This is a genomic window from Aeromonas sp. QDB23, assembly GCF_027707745.1.
GTDB lineage: Bacteria > Pseudomonadota > Gammaproteobacteria > Enterobacterales > Aeromonadaceae > Aeromonas > Aeromonas allosaccharophila.
The window spans coordinates 1-14131 of the sequence record NZ_JAPCJA010000077.1 but is presented as its reverse complement, the minus strand read 5'-3'; the positions used below and the strand labels follow the sequence as shown (position 1 = coordinate 14131).

At 54.0% G+C, this 14131-nt stretch carries 19 protein-coding genes and 1 pseudogene; 14 read left to right on the top strand and 6 right to left on the bottom strand.

Translation table 11 applies throughout. The annotated features are described in order from the left end of the window. Window positions 1-75: 75 nt before the first annotated feature. Together PG888_RS21220 and PG888_RS21215 are read right to left on the bottom strand one after the other, a co-directional pair. A pseudogene (locus tag PG888_RS21220) lies at window positions 76-1449 on the bottom strand (DUF4158 domain-containing protein); the annotation flags it as partial. Further along, complete coding sequence (locus PG888_RS21215; RefSeq protein WP_010465829.1) at window positions 1433-2035, bottom strand: recombinase family protein; 603 nt, start codon at window positions 2033-2035, stop codon at window positions 1433-1435. The gene PG888_RS21215 and the pseudogene PG888_RS21220, both read right to left, overlap by 17 nt. A gap of 191 nt (window positions 2036-2226) precedes the next feature. On the opposite strand from PG888_RS21215, the gene PG888_RS21210 reads away from it, so the two are divergent. The 9 genes from PG888_RS21210 to PG888_RS21175 all read left to right on the top strand — a co-directional run bounded on the left by PG888_RS21210 (window position 2227) and on the right by PG888_RS21175 (window position 7054). Continuing rightward, the gene (locus PG888_RS21210; protein ID WP_000182276.1) at window positions 2227-2583 is read left to right on the top strand and encodes a type II toxin-antitoxin system RelE/ParE family toxin; all 357 of its coding nucleotides are present in this window, start codon (window positions 2227-2229) and stop codon (window positions 2581-2583) included. A 1-nt stretch (window position 2584) separates the two neighbouring features. Further along, window positions 2585-2920: a helix-turn-helix domain-containing protein gene (locus PG888_RS21205; protein WP_001172026.1), complete on the top strand. Its 336-nt coding sequence runs from the start codon at window positions 2585-2587 to the stop codon at window positions 2918-2920. A gap of 14 nt (window positions 2921-2934) precedes the next feature. Next, entirely contained in the window at window positions 2935-3270 is a 336-nt protein-coding gene (locus PG888_RS21200) for a hypothetical protein (protein WP_000741275.1), read from the top strand. A 23-nt stretch (window positions 3271-3293) separates the two neighbouring features. Next, on the top strand, window positions 3294-3620 hold the full coding sequence (locus tag PG888_RS21195; protein WP_000091614.1) for a hypothetical protein: 327 nt from the start codon (window positions 3294-3296) through the stop codon (window positions 3618-3620). After that, window positions 3617-3997 (top strand): hypothetical protein, encoded by a 381-nt coding sequence (locus tag PG888_RS21190; RefSeq protein WP_001054412.1) that lies wholly within the window; start codon window positions 3617-3619, stop codon window positions 3995-3997. The genes PG888_RS21195 and PG888_RS21190 overlap by 4 nt, the downstream gene beginning before the upstream one ends. 117 nt (window positions 3998-4114) lie before the next feature. Next, window positions 4115-4399, top strand: a complete 285-nt coding sequence (locus PG888_RS23245; protein ID WP_130627582.1) for a DUF3391 domain-containing protein — start codon at window positions 4115-4117, stop codon at window positions 4397-4399. A 91-nt stretch (window positions 4400-4490) separates the two neighbouring features. Continuing rightward, window positions 4491-5360: an HD-GYP domain-containing protein gene (locus PG888_RS21185; protein WP_223198360.1), complete on the top strand. Its 870-nt coding sequence runs from the start codon at window positions 4491-4493 to the stop codon at window positions 5358-5360. 343 nt (window positions 5361-5703) lie between these two features. After that, window positions 5704-6234, top strand: coding sequence for a hypothetical protein (locus tag PG888_RS21180; RefSeq protein WP_000172759.1), 531 nt, complete (start codon window positions 5704-5706; stop codon window positions 6232-6234). Window positions 6235-6451: 217 nt separating this feature from the next. Then, window positions 6452-7054, top strand: coding sequence for a recombinase family protein (locus PG888_RS21175; protein WP_012308657.1), 603 nt, complete (start codon window positions 6452-6454; stop codon window positions 7052-7054). Window positions 7055-7243: 189 nt separating this feature from the next. On the opposite strand, the gene PG888_RS21170 is transcribed toward PG888_RS21175, so the two are convergent. The 3 genes from PG888_RS21170 to PG888_RS21160 form a co-directional block, all read right to left on the bottom strand. Continuing rightward, entirely contained in the window at window positions 7244-8128 is an 885-nt protein-coding gene (locus PG888_RS21170) for an Mph(E) family macrolide 2'-phosphotransferase (protein WP_000155092.1), read from the bottom strand. Between the two features lie 55 nt (window positions 8129-8183). After that, window positions 8184-9659: an ABC-F type ribosomal protection protein Msr(E) gene (gene msr(E), locus PG888_RS21165; RefSeq protein WP_000052512.1), complete on the bottom strand. Its 1476-nt coding sequence runs from the start codon at window positions 9657-9659 to the stop codon at window positions 8184-8186. Window positions 9660-9838: 179 nt separating this feature from the next. After that, on the bottom strand, window positions 9839-10273 hold the full coding sequence (locus PG888_RS21160) for a mercury resistance transcriptional regulator MerR (RefSeq protein ID WP_000414383.1): 435 nt from the start codon (window positions 10271-10273) through the stop codon (window positions 9839-9841). Window positions 10274-10344: 71 nt separating this feature from the next. On the opposite strand from PG888_RS21160, the gene PG888_RS21155 reads away from it, so the two are divergent. From PG888_RS21155 to merE, 5 genes are all read left to right on the top strand, one after another. Then, window positions 10345-10695 carry a mercuric transport protein MerT gene (locus PG888_RS21155; protein WP_001294666.1) on the top strand — a complete coding sequence of 117 codons (351 nt, stop codon included), beginning with the start codon at window positions 10345-10347 and terminating at the stop codon, window positions 10693-10695. Window positions 10696-10710: 15 nt separating this feature from the next. Then, window positions 10711-10986, top strand: coding sequence for a mercury resistance system periplasmic binding protein MerP (gene merP, locus PG888_RS21150; protein ID WP_000732290.1), 276 nt, complete (start codon window positions 10711-10713; stop codon window positions 10984-10986). 71 nt (window positions 10987-11057) lie between these two features. Continuing rightward, on the top strand, window positions 11058-12743 hold the full coding sequence (gene merA / locus PG888_RS21145; protein ID WP_003090700.1) for a mercury(II) reductase: 1686 nt from the start codon (window positions 11058-11060) through the stop codon (window positions 12741-12743). A 17-nt stretch (window positions 12744-12760) separates the two neighbouring features. Then, complete coding sequence (merD, locus tag PG888_RS21140) at window positions 12761-13126, top strand: mercury resistance co-regulator MerD (protein ID WP_003090698.1); 366 nt, start codon at window positions 12761-12763, stop codon at window positions 13124-13126. Then, a complete protein-coding gene (merE, locus tag PG888_RS21135) occupies window positions 13123-13359 on the top strand; it encodes a broad-spectrum mercury transporter MerE (RefSeq protein WP_003090697.1) in 237 nt (78 codons plus the stop codon). The genes merD and merE overlap by 4 nt, the downstream gene beginning before the upstream one ends. Before the next feature lie 52 nt (window positions 13360-13411). On the opposite strand, the gene PG888_RS21130 is transcribed toward merE, so the two are convergent. Next, window positions 13412-14026, bottom strand: a complete 615-nt coding sequence (locus tag PG888_RS21130; RefSeq protein ID WP_000904941.1) for a recombinase family protein — start codon at window positions 14024-14026, stop codon at window positions 13412-13414. Window positions 14027-14131: the final 105 nt, after the last annotated feature.

The window sequence follows — 14131 nt, the reverse complement described above, 5'->3', positions numbered from 1 at the left end:
TACCCCTCTGGAGGCCACAGACGGCGGGGCCTCCAGAGCACTTTGTCGTTTTTGGACGGAAAATCCCTAGAACCCCAGGTACGGACGCAAGCGTTTCGGCAGCGTTGCCGCCGGACATTCGTCGAGTGGCCGTTGTGATAGGCGCTGCTGCTTGGCGAACACGCTCTTGGCCCAAGTCAGCGCCGCGAGCCATGGGTTATCGGGGGCCGTGCCGGCGAAGTCGAGCGCGACGTACAGCGGCCGTAGATGGCGTCGAATGCGTTCGGCCAGGCCGTCCACCGCCTGCCAGTGCAGCGCCAGTTTGTTCAGTGGCTTGACGCTCATGCGCTGCGCCGTGTTTTGCAGCAATTCCCTGGACATGATTTTGTAGGCGCGTTGGCGCACCTCGCCGAACGGCGTCGGATCGGCCACGCTGTCGTCCACGTACAGCGACAGCAGGCGGCCAACCTGCGGCGTTTCCTGATGGCGTCGCAGCTGTTCGGCGACAAAGGACTGTTTCGCACCCGTGCGGCTCTCGTCCTCAAGTTTTTTCATGTGGAAGGCCATCGCGTCGACCAGGTTGTCGGTGAGCTGCCGGTAACGTACCCAGGCATAGCACAGCAGGTAGAGCCGGGTCTGCTCCGCCTTCAGGTGGCGCAGGTCATGGACGGTATAGAAGTTCGCCAGGCTCGCGTAGTACAGCAGGTTCTGCTGCGAGATGCCGAGCTTGGGCAGCAGCGCCTTGGCGATCCCGTGCAAGGACTTCAGCGTGGCGCGCTTCTCGCGCTCCCCTGCCATCTGACGCCAGCCAAAATCTTTAGCGTCCTGCTTGAGCGCTGCCAGTTGAGACAGGGTGTCGTCACGCACCAGGAGCTGGCCCAGCGCAGCTTTGGCCGATTCGTCCAACACTTCTGCCAGCAAGCCGCCCAAGCGCCTGCGTTCGGTGGACAGGGCTTCACTGACCAGCTCTTGTAAGGTGGTGTGGCCGGGCCGGATGATTTTGTGCTCGCTGAGCCAAACGATCAGTTCGGCGGCCACGAATCCTGGCATTACGTCGCGCCGCACGATCTGTTCAGCCTGCTGTGCCAGTTGCGGCAGGAAGCTAGCCGCCCACGACCGGTAGCCGAACAGTTCGGCGATCTGACCCCTCTGGCTGTAGTGCTCATGCTTGGTGATCGCCTTGCGTTCGAACGCTTCGCCGTGGAAATAGCGACTCAGCACGAAGGCGCAATCGTCCTCGACCTCATGCCAATCGAAGCGGAAGAAAGCATGCTTGGCCTTGAAGTAGCCGATCTGCAAGACGCAATAGACTTGGGCCTGCAGGCTAGGCCGGCTGCTGGCGAACGCCAGTTCAGATTCGGTCAACGCCAGGTATTCCAGCCGCTGAGCATCGTCGAAGTCCGGTAGGCCGTACAAGGCTTCCTGCTCTGCGTCAGAAAAGACGGTGAGTAGCTTATTCTTGTTGCTCATCGACCGTCCTTCCCGCACCACGCCAACCTGCTCGCGTCAATGTTTCGATCAACGTAGTGCGCTTGACATTGAAGTTGCGGCACACCGCCGCCTTAGACATGCCGCCATCGAGCGCGGCGACGATGGCGTCCAGCTTCTCACCAGTGATCGCCTGCGGCCGGCCGCCGATCCGGCCGCGTTTGCGTGCGGCGGCCAAGCCCGCGACGACGCGCTCCTGAATCAAGGCGCGCTCGTACTGCGCGAGCGCACCGAACACCTGGAACAGGAATTCGCCCGAGGGCGTCGTAGTGTCCAGGTTCTCTGTCAGCGAGCGGAACGCCACCCGCTTGTCCTTGAGCGAAGTCACAATGGCGAGCAGGTGCGACAGCGAGCGACCGAGCCGGTCGAGTTTCCACACCACCAGCACATCGCCGGCTCGAACGAACTCAAGCGCCCGCGCCAAGCCGGCACGGTCATCCTTCGCGCCAGAGGCACGATCCTCAAACAGGTGACGCGGATCGACGCCGGCGGCGAGCAGCGCGTCGCGCTGCAAGTCCGTGCTCTGGCGGTCGGAGTCCGACGACACGCGCATGTAGCCAACCAACATAGGCGGATAACCATCAAAAACAGGTTTCCGCATAATAGTGAATAGCGATAGAGTTTTCCGTACATTTTTGAGGGGGTGTTGCACAGGTAGCACAGCGGCGGCTGACAGCCTGTCGCAAAACAAATGTTTTACGACACCTCCTTGAGGTTGCCGCGTTTACATCATTACCTGAACAGGTATAAAATTCCGTCATGACAAACAAAGAAAAACCGCTCGAATGGATCGCGAGCAGCCACAAGGATTTGATGGCGTTGCCGTCCGACGTGCGTCGCCGTTTCGGTTACGCGCTCTCGTTGGCGCAGATAGGCGATCAGGATGACGCAGCAAAGGAGCTCAAGGGGTTCGGTGGTGCCGGCGTGCTGAAGGTCGTCGAAGACGATGCCGGCGGCACCTATCGAGCGGTATACACGGTCAAGTTTGCGGAAGCGGTGTTCGTCCTGCACTGCTTCCAGAAGAAGAGCAAGAGCGGAATCGCCACGCCAAAGGCCGACATGGACATCATCCGCGCTCGGCTGAAGGTGGCCGAGGTATTGGCACAGGAGCTATGAAATGCAAAAACGAATCATTGAAGGCGTCGAGGTTCAGCGCAGCTCGGGCAACGTCTTTGCCGACCTTGGACTGCCTGACGCTGAAAAGCTCAAGATCAAGACCGGCCTGGTGGTCGAGATCAGGAGGGCCATGCGCGCCCTTGGGCTGACTCAACAAGCGGCGGCCAAACGCATGGGCATCCCGCAACCGAAGGTGTCGGGCATGATGCGCGGCGACTTCACCAATCTATCCGAACGCAAGCTGATGGATTGTCTGAATCGCCTCGGCTACGACATCGAAATCAAGGTACGGCCAGCAGCCGAGCCGATCGGGCATCTAACGCTCGCAACCGCTTAATCGGAGCTCTCCTGATGGCAGCCCGCATCACCGACGACGAATGGGACGAACTGACTCCCGAGAATTTCGATACCACGGCACTGCTGCGTGCAGTCGATGCCGTGGACGTGCTGCGCGGCGATTTGAATGACAGCGCAGACGGCGCACCTCCGCAACTGCGCACCGACCTGTTGAAGCTGCATCAACTGGCAATGGCCGCGTTCAACGAGGGATCACGCAGCCGAGTGGCTGAGCTATTTGATCTCGCCGTGGATCTTCAGGATCAGGTTGATCATCTGATGACCTCGCTGGAACAAGTGCAAGAAACCCTGTCCCGGTTGACGGCGCTCTACCCAGAAAGCCTGTCCTGAATGTTCTTGGAGACAACCACATCATGAGCCGCAGCCGCCGCAAAACGCCCATCGTTGGGCACACGACCTGCCGTAGCGAGCGCGAGGACAAGAAACTCTGGCATCAGCGCTGGCGAACCCACGAGCGCACCGCGCTGGCCAGCGCGTCGCCGGAAGCTCTATGCGCCCATCTGCCTCTACTGGAAAACCAGGTCAGCAACGTCTGGTCGATGGGTAAGGATGGCCGCTCCTACTGGCCCATCAAGCGCCAGGCCGCCACGGCGGATCGCATTGCCAACCACAAGGGACGCAATCCGCAAGAGCGCGCCTCCCTGAAAAAGCGTCTGCTGCGCAAGTGGATGAGCAAATGAACCTGTCCACCATCGAGGCGCTGGCTATCGCTTGGGCGCGAATCGCTGAAGAAGCAGAACTCCCAGCCGGCTACGAGGGCACGGCGACGCCAGAGGCGCATCGGGCCTGCGAGGTGATCCAGGAGCGGATTCGAGAGCACGTCGTCGCCACCAATGACATGCGGCTGTTCGGCCTGCTGCACCTGCTTGGGCAGGCGTCGCTGCGCATGGAGCAAGCGCTGTGGCCGGAAGAATATGCGCGGATGACCCGCGAGGTCGAGGAAGCTCTCCGAGAGGCCGACGACCCCAACGCCAAGTCGTACACCCACGAAGAAGTCATGCAGGCGATGCAGGAACGCATCGACCGAGCGCGAGACAAAGCCATGTTGATCGGCTGACGGAAATTTCGGCGGTTCCGGCTGATCCAAGAATCTTGGCGTGACCTTACCTCCGCTCTACCGCTGGGTGCCAGCCTCGGCGCACGCCTAACCACCCAACTCAGAAAGGAAAATAAGTTGGTAAAACGCATTCCCGTATCCGAGCTTCGTCTCGGCATGTACATCCACAAGCTCGCCGGCTCTTGGTTTCGACACCCATTCTGGCGCGGCAGCTTCCTGCTGACCGAGCCTCAGGATCTCTCTGCCATTCGAGAATGTGGCGTCGGGGAGGTCTGGGTCGACTTGGCCAAAAGCCAAGTCGACCCAGAGAGCCCAGAGAGCCCAGAGAGCCCAGAGCCCAGAGCCCAGAGCCCAGAGCCCAGAGCCCAGAGAATTGTCGGAGGAGCAATCTCTGCCGTCTAGTCCACTAAGCAAGAAAAGTGACGGCGCAACCTCAATGGAGAGCGAAATGTGTTATGCACGGAAACTCTGTCTTGCGGCCAAGTCCCAAGTCATGGACATGTTCCAGGAAGCCCGGCTTGGCAAGGCCGTCGACCCAAGCACGACGTTGCCGCTGGTCGGAGAAATCGCTGCCTCGGTGCTGCGCCAACCTCATGCCCTCATCAGCGTCGCACGCATCAAAACGCACGACGATTACACCTACCTGCACTCGGTTGCCGTCTGCGCCCTGATGCTATCGCTGGCCCGGCATCTCGATCTAGACGAGGAGCAAACGCGCCTGGCTGGCATCGGCGGACTGATGCACGACCTAGGCAAGGCCGCGATGCCGCTGGAAGTGCTTAACAAACCAGGCAAGCTCACCGATGCCGAGTTCGCCATCATGAAGCGCCACCCTGTGGAGGGCGCAAAGATGCTGCGCGCAGGCGGGGCCGAGCCCGGGGTGGTGGACATTGCCCTGCACCATCACGAGAAGATCGACGGAACCGGCTACCCGGATCGCTTGGCCGGTGACGCCATTTCACTCCTGGCCCGCATGGGCGCAATCTGCGACGTCTATGATGCCGTGACGTCGGAGCGAGCCTACAAAAAGCCGTGGGACCCGTCCGCGGCGATGCGGCAGATGGCCAAGTGGGAGGGCCATTTCGACAAACGCATCTTCCACGCCTTCGTCAAGGCCGTGGGCATCTACCCCGTCGGCTCCTTGGTTCGCCTGTCCTCTCAGCGTCTGGCCGTTGTCGTTGAGCCGGGAATGGAATCACTGCTGACTCCCAAGGTTCGCGTGTTCTTCTCGCTACGCTCGAGAGAGCCGATCCCGATGCAGACCATCGACCTGGCGGCCACGAGTTGCAAGGACAGTATCACTGGCCCCGAAGACCCGACGCTCTGGAACTTCAAGAACCTCGACGACTTGTGGATGGAATAGCCCCCACAAAACGACGGCCCCGTGAGGGAGCCGTTGAACATCGTCGAGCGATGCCCGTCCAGGGAGGGATGGCCGAGCTCGATTCTCCAGAAGGTAGCTGGTGACACGAGTGTTGAGCCCACCCAACTAGGGTGACGGAAATTTCTGGGGTTCCGGCTTACATCCCCTGACAAGGGTTTGCGGGCGTTTTTGTGGCTTGTCAGGTTACCACCTGCGCCGGGGGCTTGAATTAAATTAGATAAATCTCTTATTGATAGACAAACACACTACACTTAATACCCATTATGTTAAGTTAATCAAAATTCTTAATGCACCAAAACCTAAAAATTTAAATGGAGTAAAAATGACTTTAAAGGGGTTAGATATTCAAGAAGATTGTATCAAAGCTATTTCTAATGAATCTTTAATATTTGATATTAAGAATAAAGAGTTTTTAGAGGATATAGAAAATCTTTTATTACAGTATTTTCAAAATTTTAGTAATGATTTAAATGGAATTGAGTTTGATAATTTTTCTGTGGAGTTTTGGTTCGATGCAGGACAATTGATTATTTATCCTGAAAAAGATTTATTAGATCGTAAACCCTTTGAATCTGAATATGATTTAGATAGATTAGACCCTTATTTTTATCTAGTTTGTGAAGAATATAGGATATATTTTGATGACTTAATATCTCGAAAAGTAAGCGATCAAGTATCTGAAAAAGAAGCTATTTCTAAAACTAATGACGTAATTGATTGTGTAAGCAAAGCTATAAAAAATATAAATGATGAAAACAATCTTTTAAAGATGTTAGGCAGGCCTAAATTAGAAATAAGATATTTCGGTGTAACGAAAGAAGAACTTTTAGCAAAAGAAATTCTCGTGAAATGAAGTAGATATTTTTGTCGTATTAAGGAAAACTAAAATTAACATAATGGGCGTTATACGAATTCCCAAGGCATGGCTTTTAGTCATGCTTTTTTTATCAAAAGACTATACCTGAATGATAGCGAGCCAAATCGCATACAATATCTATCATTAGACTTAATGCAATAATTAAATGATAGTATTATCATTAATCTAATAGAATTAAGATTAAATGATAGAAATGAATACACGTATTTATCTACGAGCTTCAACTAAAGATCAAGATGCAGAAAGGGCTTTGCAGATTCTTCAGGATCTAAACCAAAACTTGAATTTGGGTGAAACCATTGTGTACGTGGAAAACTATAGTGGTACGAAGTTAGACCGACCTGAATTGAATAAGCTACTGTCAGAAGCAAATCAAGGTGACACATTGTTAGTTGAAAGTATTGACCGCTTATCACGCCTAACCCAACGAGATTTTCAAGAGCTGAAGCGCAGGATCCAGGAGAAGGGACTTCGTTTAGTCGTAGCAGATCTTCCTACTACCTACCAAATGATTCAAACCAGTGACAGCATTACTCATTCAATCTTGGAACTCATCAACAATATGTTGATTGATCTTCTGGCAACAATGGCCCGCCTAGACAATGAGAAACGTATAGAACGTATTAAGCAGGGCCTGGCACGTTCGGGTTACAAACCAACAGGCAAGAAGGCAAATGAGGCTAAACATAAACGAATAAAAGAATTGCTAGTAGTTGGCAATATGACTAAGGAAGAAATTGCCAAAGCAGTGAATTGTGGAGTTGCAACTGTCTATCGAGTTGCTAAAGTTATCTAAAAGAGGCTTATCTCAACGCGCCCCCAATGGGGCACCGCTGCATTCAGGTTACTTCACATAAGAAATTTTATGTTAAATGATTGTTAGAAATGCCCCTTGATCGAGGCATTTTCTATAAAGAATACTAAAAACTAATTAAAGCCAACCAAGTTTCAAAACAAGGCAGTTCTCAGCAATCATATTTTTAAATTATATAACTCCCAACTGAGCTTTTGCTCCAACGATAAGGCTTTCATTTTGAGTTTCTAAGGCAAATAAACCATACATCAAAGGAGAGGCCGCTGCTCTTTCTAAAGTCTGTTCATATAGTTTATTCCAAACTTTACCCCCTAGTTTTTCATACTCGATGATTAGAGTTTTGAGGCTTTCTTCTCCAAACAAAGTTACATGCCCAGCAAAATCAATCGCTGGGTCATCTATATGGGCTGTTGACCAATCAATAACGCCTGAAACAGCTCCATCCTTTGAAGCTAGTACATGCCCAGCATATAAATCGCCATGTATAAATTGGGTGAAATCTGCCCATAGAACATCATTATCCAACCATTTTCTGTAGCGGGTTTCCAATTGCTCACTTATACCAATTTCAGATTTTACTAACTGCAAATTGTTTGCTATTTCAGGTCTTAAATCTGAAGGTTTCATAATTTTCAAATCATTTTCCCGAACTTCTTTTTCAGGAATACTATGGATTTCAAATAAGGTTTTTGCCAAAGATGTTATGTATTTCGGGCTATCTTTGTCCATATTCCAAATTATTTCATAGGTTTCAGCATCCAAATTTAAAACAGGATTATCTTTAAGTATGGGATAAGCCACTAATTCTGTAGATGAAATTCTCCAATCAGGAACCTCTACAGAAAGATGTTTTTTTACCAATTCTAAAATGCGTTTTTCTTTCTTGATTTGTTCCCTCATGCCATCACGACGAGGAATACGCAGCAACCATTGTTGCCCCTTTGTATCAAGAGCAAAAACGACCTTAAAATCAATGCCCATTTCATTGAAATTCATTTTGTCCGTAAGCAACAAGCCGTGTGCTTCAGCAAGTGATTGAATATCTTGAATTGTCATTTTTAATTTCCTTTAAAGAGTTCAATAATTAATGTTCGGATTAGATTGGCTATCATTAACAATCTCTCTCAAAAGTCTTGATGATTTTGTGGTCTTTGATCTCGTAGATAATGTCAGCAATATTATCGACCAATTGCTTGTCATGAGATACGAAGATAATAGTTCCTGCATAGGACTTCATCATTGTTTCTAATGCGGCAATACTTTTTAGGTCAAGATAGTTTCCTGGTTCATCCATAAGCAAAATATTATATTTTCCTAAAAGCATTTTGGATAAAAGCAGTTTGATGATTTCACCTCCCGATAAGTCGGATAAGTTTTTTTGAATATCATTCGCTCCGATCCCCATTGAAGCCAATACTGCACGAATTTCCGCAACTGTGTACTCGCACTCTTCCTGCATAAAGGAGAGCACAGATTTATGCGTGTTAAATTTATATCCTGTTTGTGTAAAGTAGCCAATTTCAGCTTTTGGAGATATGGTTAATCCATCAGCACGTTCTGATATCATTTTTAACAAGGACGTTTTCCCTGTTCCATTCGATCCAGTTATAGCGACTTTAGCGCCAAGCGGTATTATAAAGTTAGCGTCATCAAAGATAGTACGGCTACCAAATTTTAAGCTCAGACCATCTGCCGTAATCGGGAACTTATTGTGCAGTTCTAGGGCTGAACTTTGACGAAAACGAATAGAACGCAAATGCTCTGGTGCTTGAATATCTTCTAATGCAGCCAAACGCTTTTCCATACTCTTAGCTGCCTGATACAGTTTTCTTTGCTTGGTGCCAGTCATTTTTGCATGCCCAAGTCGTCCAGCACTTTCGGTAGAGTTTTTGGATTTTTCTCCTTTTTTCTTATTGTCTAATCGATTAGCTTGCTGGCGTTTTTCTTGCACAGCAGATTCTAATCGCTCCCGTTCCTTCATCATCAGCTCATATTCTACGGCTTGGTGTTGTCGCTCTTCTTCTTTTTGACGCAAGTAATCCGAGTAACCACCCCAATATTCCGTAATTTTACCGTCTTTTAACTCCCATATCTTGTCTACAACCATATCAAGAAAATATCGGTCATGACTGATAACAAGTAATGCTCCATCAAATGCTTTAAGTTGACCAATAAGTAGATCTATTCCATTGAGATCAAGGTGGCTGGTTGGTTCATCCGCTAGAATGCCATGTACTTGTTGGGAAAATGCGGCAGCAATTTTTGCACGAGTTTCCTCTCCGCCACTCATTGTGTCGTTTTGTACATTGGAAACACCAAGGCGAGATAACATTGCCCGGTCTTCGACCGTTTCTATTTCGATTCCGCCCAGTTGGCTGATATGTGCAAAATCACCAAAACGCTGTAATGTCGCTTCGGCTAAAACAATTTCGCCATTAAGTACTTTGAGTAAACTACTCTTTCCTGCTCCGTTATCACCCACAAGACCAATACGGTCATAAGAGTGAATTTCCAATTCATCAATATCCAAAACATCACGCCCAGCATAATCCAAGCGTATGTTTCTCGCTTTAATAATTAAACTCATTTTTATTTACTCCTGTTTAGCTCTTGAAATTTTTTATGCAGCAAACAGGATTTAGGTGAAAACAAAAGCTAGCATCACAGTGTCCTCCCAAAAAAAAAGCTATTCATCCACAGGGTGGACAAATAGGGGTCGTCTCAGAAAACGGAAAATAAAGCACGCTAAGGCGTAACTACCCTCGGCTACACCGCGTCGGCACCACGCGGCTCTTTCTCCCCTTGCAGCGAAGCAATCAGCGGGCAAGAAACGTTCCCTTGCCGCGCATGGCAGGCGAACACAAGTTCGGATAGCACGGTTTCCATGCGCGCCAGGTCGGTCATTTTTTCGCGCACGTCCTGAAGCTTGTGCTCGGCCAGGCTGCTGGCTTCCTCGCAGTGGGTGCCGTCATCCAGCCTCAGCAGCTCTGCGATCTCGTCGAGGCTGAATCCGAGCCGCTGGGCTGATTTCACGAAGCGCACCCGCGTCACATCCGCCTCGCCATAGCGGCGGATGCTGCCATAGGGCTTGTCCGGCTCCGGCAACAAGCCCTTGCGCTGATAGAACCGGATTGTTTCCACGTTGACCCCGGCCGCCTTGGCGAAAACGCCAATAGTCAGATTCTCCAAATTTTTTTCCATATCGCTTGACTCCGTACATTGGTACGGAAGTAAGCTTAAGCTATCCAATCCAGATTTGAAAGGACAAGCGTATGTCTGAACCTCAAAACGGGCGCGGGGCGCTCTTCACTGGCGGGCTAGCCGCCATCCTCGCCTCGGCTTGCTGCCTGGGGCCGCTGGTTCTGATCGCCCTGGGGTTCAGCGGCGCTTGGATCGGCAACTTGACGGTGTTGGAACCTTATCGCCCGATCTTCATCGGCGCGGCGTTGGTGGCGCTGTTTTTCGCCTGGCGGCGCATCTACCGACCGGCGCAAGCCTGCAAACCAGGGGATGTGTGTGCGATTCCCCAAGTGCGCGCTACTTACAAGCTCATTTTCTGGGTCGTGGCCGCGCTGGTTCTGGTCGCGCTCGGATTTCCCTACGTCATGCCATTTTTCTATTAATCACAGGAGTTCATCATGAAAAAACTGTTTGCCTCTCTCGCCATCGCTGCCGTTGTTGCCCCCGTGTGGGCCGCCACCCAGACCGTCACGCTGTCCGTACCGGGCATGACCTGCTCCGCTTGTCCGATCACCGTCAAGAAGGCGATTTCCAAGGTCGAAGGCGTCAGCAAAGTTAACGTGACCTTCGAGACACGCGAAGCGGTTGTCACCTTCGATGATGCCAAGACCAGCGTGCAGAAGCTGACCAAGGCCACCGAAGACGCAGGCTATCCGTCCAGCGTCAAGAAGTGAGGCACTGAAAACGGCAGCGCAGCACATCTGACGCCCTTGTCTGCTACCACAAACGAAAAAGGATCTGTCGCATGACCCATCTAAAAATCACCGGCATGACCTGCGACTCGTGCGCGGCGCACGTCAAGGAAGCGCTGGAAAAAGTACCCGGCGTCCAATCTGCCATAGTGTCCTATGCCAAGGGCGCGGCCCAGCTCGCCCTTGATCCAGGCACAGCGCCGGACGCACTGACCGCCGCCGTGGCTGGCCTGGGCTACAAAGCGATGCTCGCCGATGCCCCGCCGACCGACAACCGCACTGGGCTGTTCGACAAGGTGCGCGGCTGGATGGGTGCCGCCGACAAGGGCAGCGGCGGCGAGCGCCCGTTGCAAGTCGCCGTGATCGGCAGCGGTGGAGCCGCGATGGCGGCAGCACTGAAGGCCGTCGAGCAAGGCGCGCAGGTCACGCTGATTGAGCGCGGCACCATCGGCGGCACCTGCGTCAACGTCGGTTGTGTGCCGTCCAAGATCATGATCCGCGCCGCCCACATCGCCCATCTGCGCCGGGAAAGCCCATTCGACGGCGGCATGCCACCCACACCGCCGACGATCTTGCGCGAGCGGCTGCTGGCCCAGCAGCAGGCCCGTGTCGAAGAACTCCGTCATGCCAAGTACGAAGGCATCCTGGACGGCAATTCAGCCATCACCGTTCTGCACGGTGAAGCGCGTTTCAAGGACGACCAGAGCCTTATCGTTAGTTTGAACGAGGGTGGTGAGCGCGTCGTGATGTTCGACCGCTGCCTGGTCGCCACGGGTGCCAGTCCGGCCATGCCGCCGATTCCGGGCCTGAAAGAGTCACCCTACTGGACTTCGACCGAGGCCTTGGTCAGCGACACCATTCCCGAACGCCTGGCCGTCATCGGCTCGTCGGTGGTGGCGCTGGAACTGGCGCAAGCCTTCGCCCGGCTGGGTAGCCAGGTCACGATCCTTGCGCGCAGCACGCTGTTCTTCCGCGAAGACCCTGCCATCGGCGAGGCCGTCACAGCCGCCTTCCGTGCCGAAGGAATCAAGGTACTGGAACATACGCAAGCCAGCCAAGTCGCCCATGTGGACGGCGAATTCGTGCTGACCACTGGACAGGGCGAAGTGCGCGCCGACAAGCTGCTGGTCGCCACCGGCCGGACACCGAACACGCGCAGCCTGGCATTGGAAGCGGCGGGGGTAGCCGTCAATGCGCAGGGGGCCATCGTCATCGACAAGGGCATGCGCACCAGTAGCCCGAACATCTACGCGGCCGGCGACTGCACCGACCAGCCGCAGTTCGTCTATGTGGCGGCAGCGGCCGGCACTCGTGCGGCCATTAACATGACCGGCGGCGACGCCGCCATCAATCTGACCGCGATGCCGGCCGTGGTGTTCACCGACCCGCAAGTGGCGACCGTGGGCTACAGCGAGGCGGAAGCGCACCACGATGGCATCGAAACCGACAGCCGCACGCTGACGCTCGACAACGTGCCGCGTGCGCTCGCCAACTTCGATACCCGCGGCTTCATCAAGCTGGTCATCGAGGAAGGCAGCGGACGGCTGATTGGCGTACAGGTGGTGGCCCCGGAAGCGGGCGAACTGATCCAGACGGCTGTTCTCGCCATTCGCAACCGCATGACGGTGCAGGAACTAGCCGACCAGTTGTTCCCCTACCTAACGATGGTCGAGGGCTTGAAGCTCGCGGCGCAGACCTTCAGCAAGGACGTGAAGCAACTGTCCTGCTGCGCCGGATAAGGAAAAGGAGGTGTTCGATGAACGCCTACACAGTGTCCCGACTGGCCCTTGAGGCCGGGGTGAGCGTGCATATCGTGCGCGACTACCTGCTGCGCGGATTGCTGCGGCCAGTCGCCTGCACCACGGGCGGCTACGGCTTGTTCGATGACGCCGCCTTGCAGCGGCTGTGCTTTGTGCGGGCCGCTTTTGAGGCGGGCATCGGCCTGGACGCATTGGCGCGGTTGTGCCGGGCGCTGGATGCGGCGGACTGCGATGAAACAGCCGCACAGCTTGCCGTGCTGAGTCAGTTCGTCGAACGCCGACGCGAAGCGTTGGCCGATCTGGAAGTGCAGTTGGCCGCGATGCCGACCGCGCCGGCCCAGCAAGCGGAGAGTCTGCCATGAACAGCCCCGAGCGCTTGCCGACCGAGACACACAAGCCGTTCACCGGCTACCTGTGGGGTGCGCTGGCGGTGCTCACCTGTCCCTGTCATTTGCCGATTCTCGCCATTGTGCTGGCCGGCACGACGGCCGGCGCGTTCATCGGCGAGCACTGGGGTATTGCAGCCCTCACGCTGACCGGCTTGTTTGTCCTGTCTGTGACGCGGCTGCTGCGGGCCTTCAGAGGTCGATCATGAGCGCTTCCCATTGAGACAAACCACGCTGTCGCTACGTTGCCTCATGCCGGCATCAAATTCGGCTGAGTAGCTTCTCGCCATCTGGACGTAGCTCACCCTTGGGTGAAACATGCCGATACAGGGTCTGCCGCGTGACGCCAAGTTCCTGGCACAGGTCGCCGACCTTGGTCTCTGGCTGACCCATTGCCGCCATCGCCAGCCGCAGCTTGGCGGCGGTCATCTTGAACGGCCGGCCGCCTTTCCGCCCGCGCGCGCGGGCCGAGGCTAGGCCGGCAATCGTGCGCTCCGCGATCAACTCGCGCTCGAACTCGGCCAGGGCGGCGAAGATGCCAAAGACCAGCTTGCCGGCGGCGGTCGTGGTGTCGATGGCCGCGCCGTGCCCGGTTAATACCTTCAAGCCGATGCCGCGCCCAGTCAGGTCGTGCACGGTGTTGATGAGATGTCGCAGGTCGCGTCCGAGCCGATCCAGTTTCCACACGACCAGTGTGTCGCCAGTTCGCAACGCCTTCAGGCAGCTCGTCAAGCCGGGCCGATCCTCGCGCATGCCGGATGCCTGGTCCTCGTAAAGATGTACTGGATCGACCCCGGCGGCAATCAGCGCGTCGCGCTGCAAATCGGTAGCCTGGGAGCCGTCCGCCTTCGATACCCGCATGTAGCCTATCAGCATGTCGTACCTGTCACATATACGTTCGTTTGTAACGGTTCACCCAGACCAGTTGACAGGTAAAAAATGAGACGATCGTCCGGTGATCCACTATTGCCTCTTGCGTGA

What these genes read in the sequence shown, in the direction of transcription:
- PG888_RS21195 (WP_000091614.1), top strand. Translation starts at nt 3,294, where the DNA reads ATGAGCCGCAGCCGCCGCAAAACGCCCATCGTTGGGCACACGACCTGC.
- PG888_RS21180 (WP_000172759.1), top strand. Translation starts at nt 5,704, where the DNA reads ATGACTTTAAAGGGGTTAGATATTCAAGAAGATTGTATCAAAGCTATT.
- merD (WP_003090698.1), top strand. Translation starts at nt 12,761, where the DNA reads ATGAACGCCTACACAGTGTCCCGACTGGCCCTTGAGGCCGGGGTGAGC.
- PG888_RS21170 (WP_000155092.1), bottom strand. Translation starts at nt 8,128, where the DNA reads ATGACAATTCAAGATATTCAATCACTTGCTGAAGCACACGGCTTGTTG.
- merP (WP_000732290.1), top strand. Translation starts at nt 10,711, where the DNA reads ATGAAAAAACTGTTTGCCTCTCTCGCCATCGCTGCCGTTGTTGCCCCC.
- PG888_RS21205 (WP_001172026.1), top strand. Translation starts at nt 2,585, where the DNA reads ATGCAAAAACGAATCATTGAAGGCGTCGAGGTTCAGCGCAGCTCGGGC.
- PG888_RS21130 (WP_000904941.1), bottom strand. Translation starts at nt 14,026, where the DNA reads ATGCTGATAGGCTACATGCGGGTATCGAAGGCGGACGGCTCCCAGGCT.
- PG888_RS21200 (WP_000741275.1), top strand. Translation starts at nt 2,935, where the DNA reads ATGGCAGCCCGCATCACCGACGACGAATGGGACGAACTGACTCCCGAG.
- PG888_RS21190 (WP_001054412.1), top strand. Translation starts at nt 3,617, where the DNA reads ATGAACCTGTCCACCATCGAGGCGCTGGCTATCGCTTGGGCGCGAATC.
- PG888_RS21215 (WP_010465829.1), bottom strand. Translation starts at nt 2,035, where the DNA reads ATGTTGGTTGGCTACATGCGCGTGTCGTCGGACTCCGACCGCCAGAGC.
- PG888_RS21210 (WP_000182276.1), top strand. Translation starts at nt 2,227, where the DNA reads ATGACAAACAAAGAAAAACCGCTCGAATGGATCGCGAGCAGCCACAAG.
- merE (WP_003090697.1), top strand. Translation starts at nt 13,123, where the DNA reads ATGAACAGCCCCGAGCGCTTGCCGACCGAGACACACAAGCCGTTCACC.
- PG888_RS21160 (WP_000414383.1), bottom strand. Translation starts at nt 10,273, where the DNA reads ATGGAAAAAAATTTGGAGAATCTGACTATTGGCGTTTTCGCCAAGGCG.
- PG888_RS21185 (WP_223198360.1), top strand. Translation starts at nt 4,491, where the DNA reads ATGGACATGTTCCAGGAAGCCCGGCTTGGCAAGGCCGTCGACCCAAGC.
- merA (WP_003090700.1), top strand. Translation starts at nt 11,058, where the DNA reads ATGACCCATCTAAAAATCACCGGCATGACCTGCGACTCGTGCGCGGCG.
- PG888_RS21155 (WP_001294666.1), top strand. Translation starts at nt 10,345, where the DNA reads ATGTCTGAACCTCAAAACGGGCGCGGGGCGCTCTTCACTGGCGGGCTA.
- PG888_RS21175 (WP_012308657.1), top strand. Translation starts at nt 6,452, where the DNA reads ATGAATACACGTATTTATCTACGAGCTTCAACTAAAGATCAAGATGCA.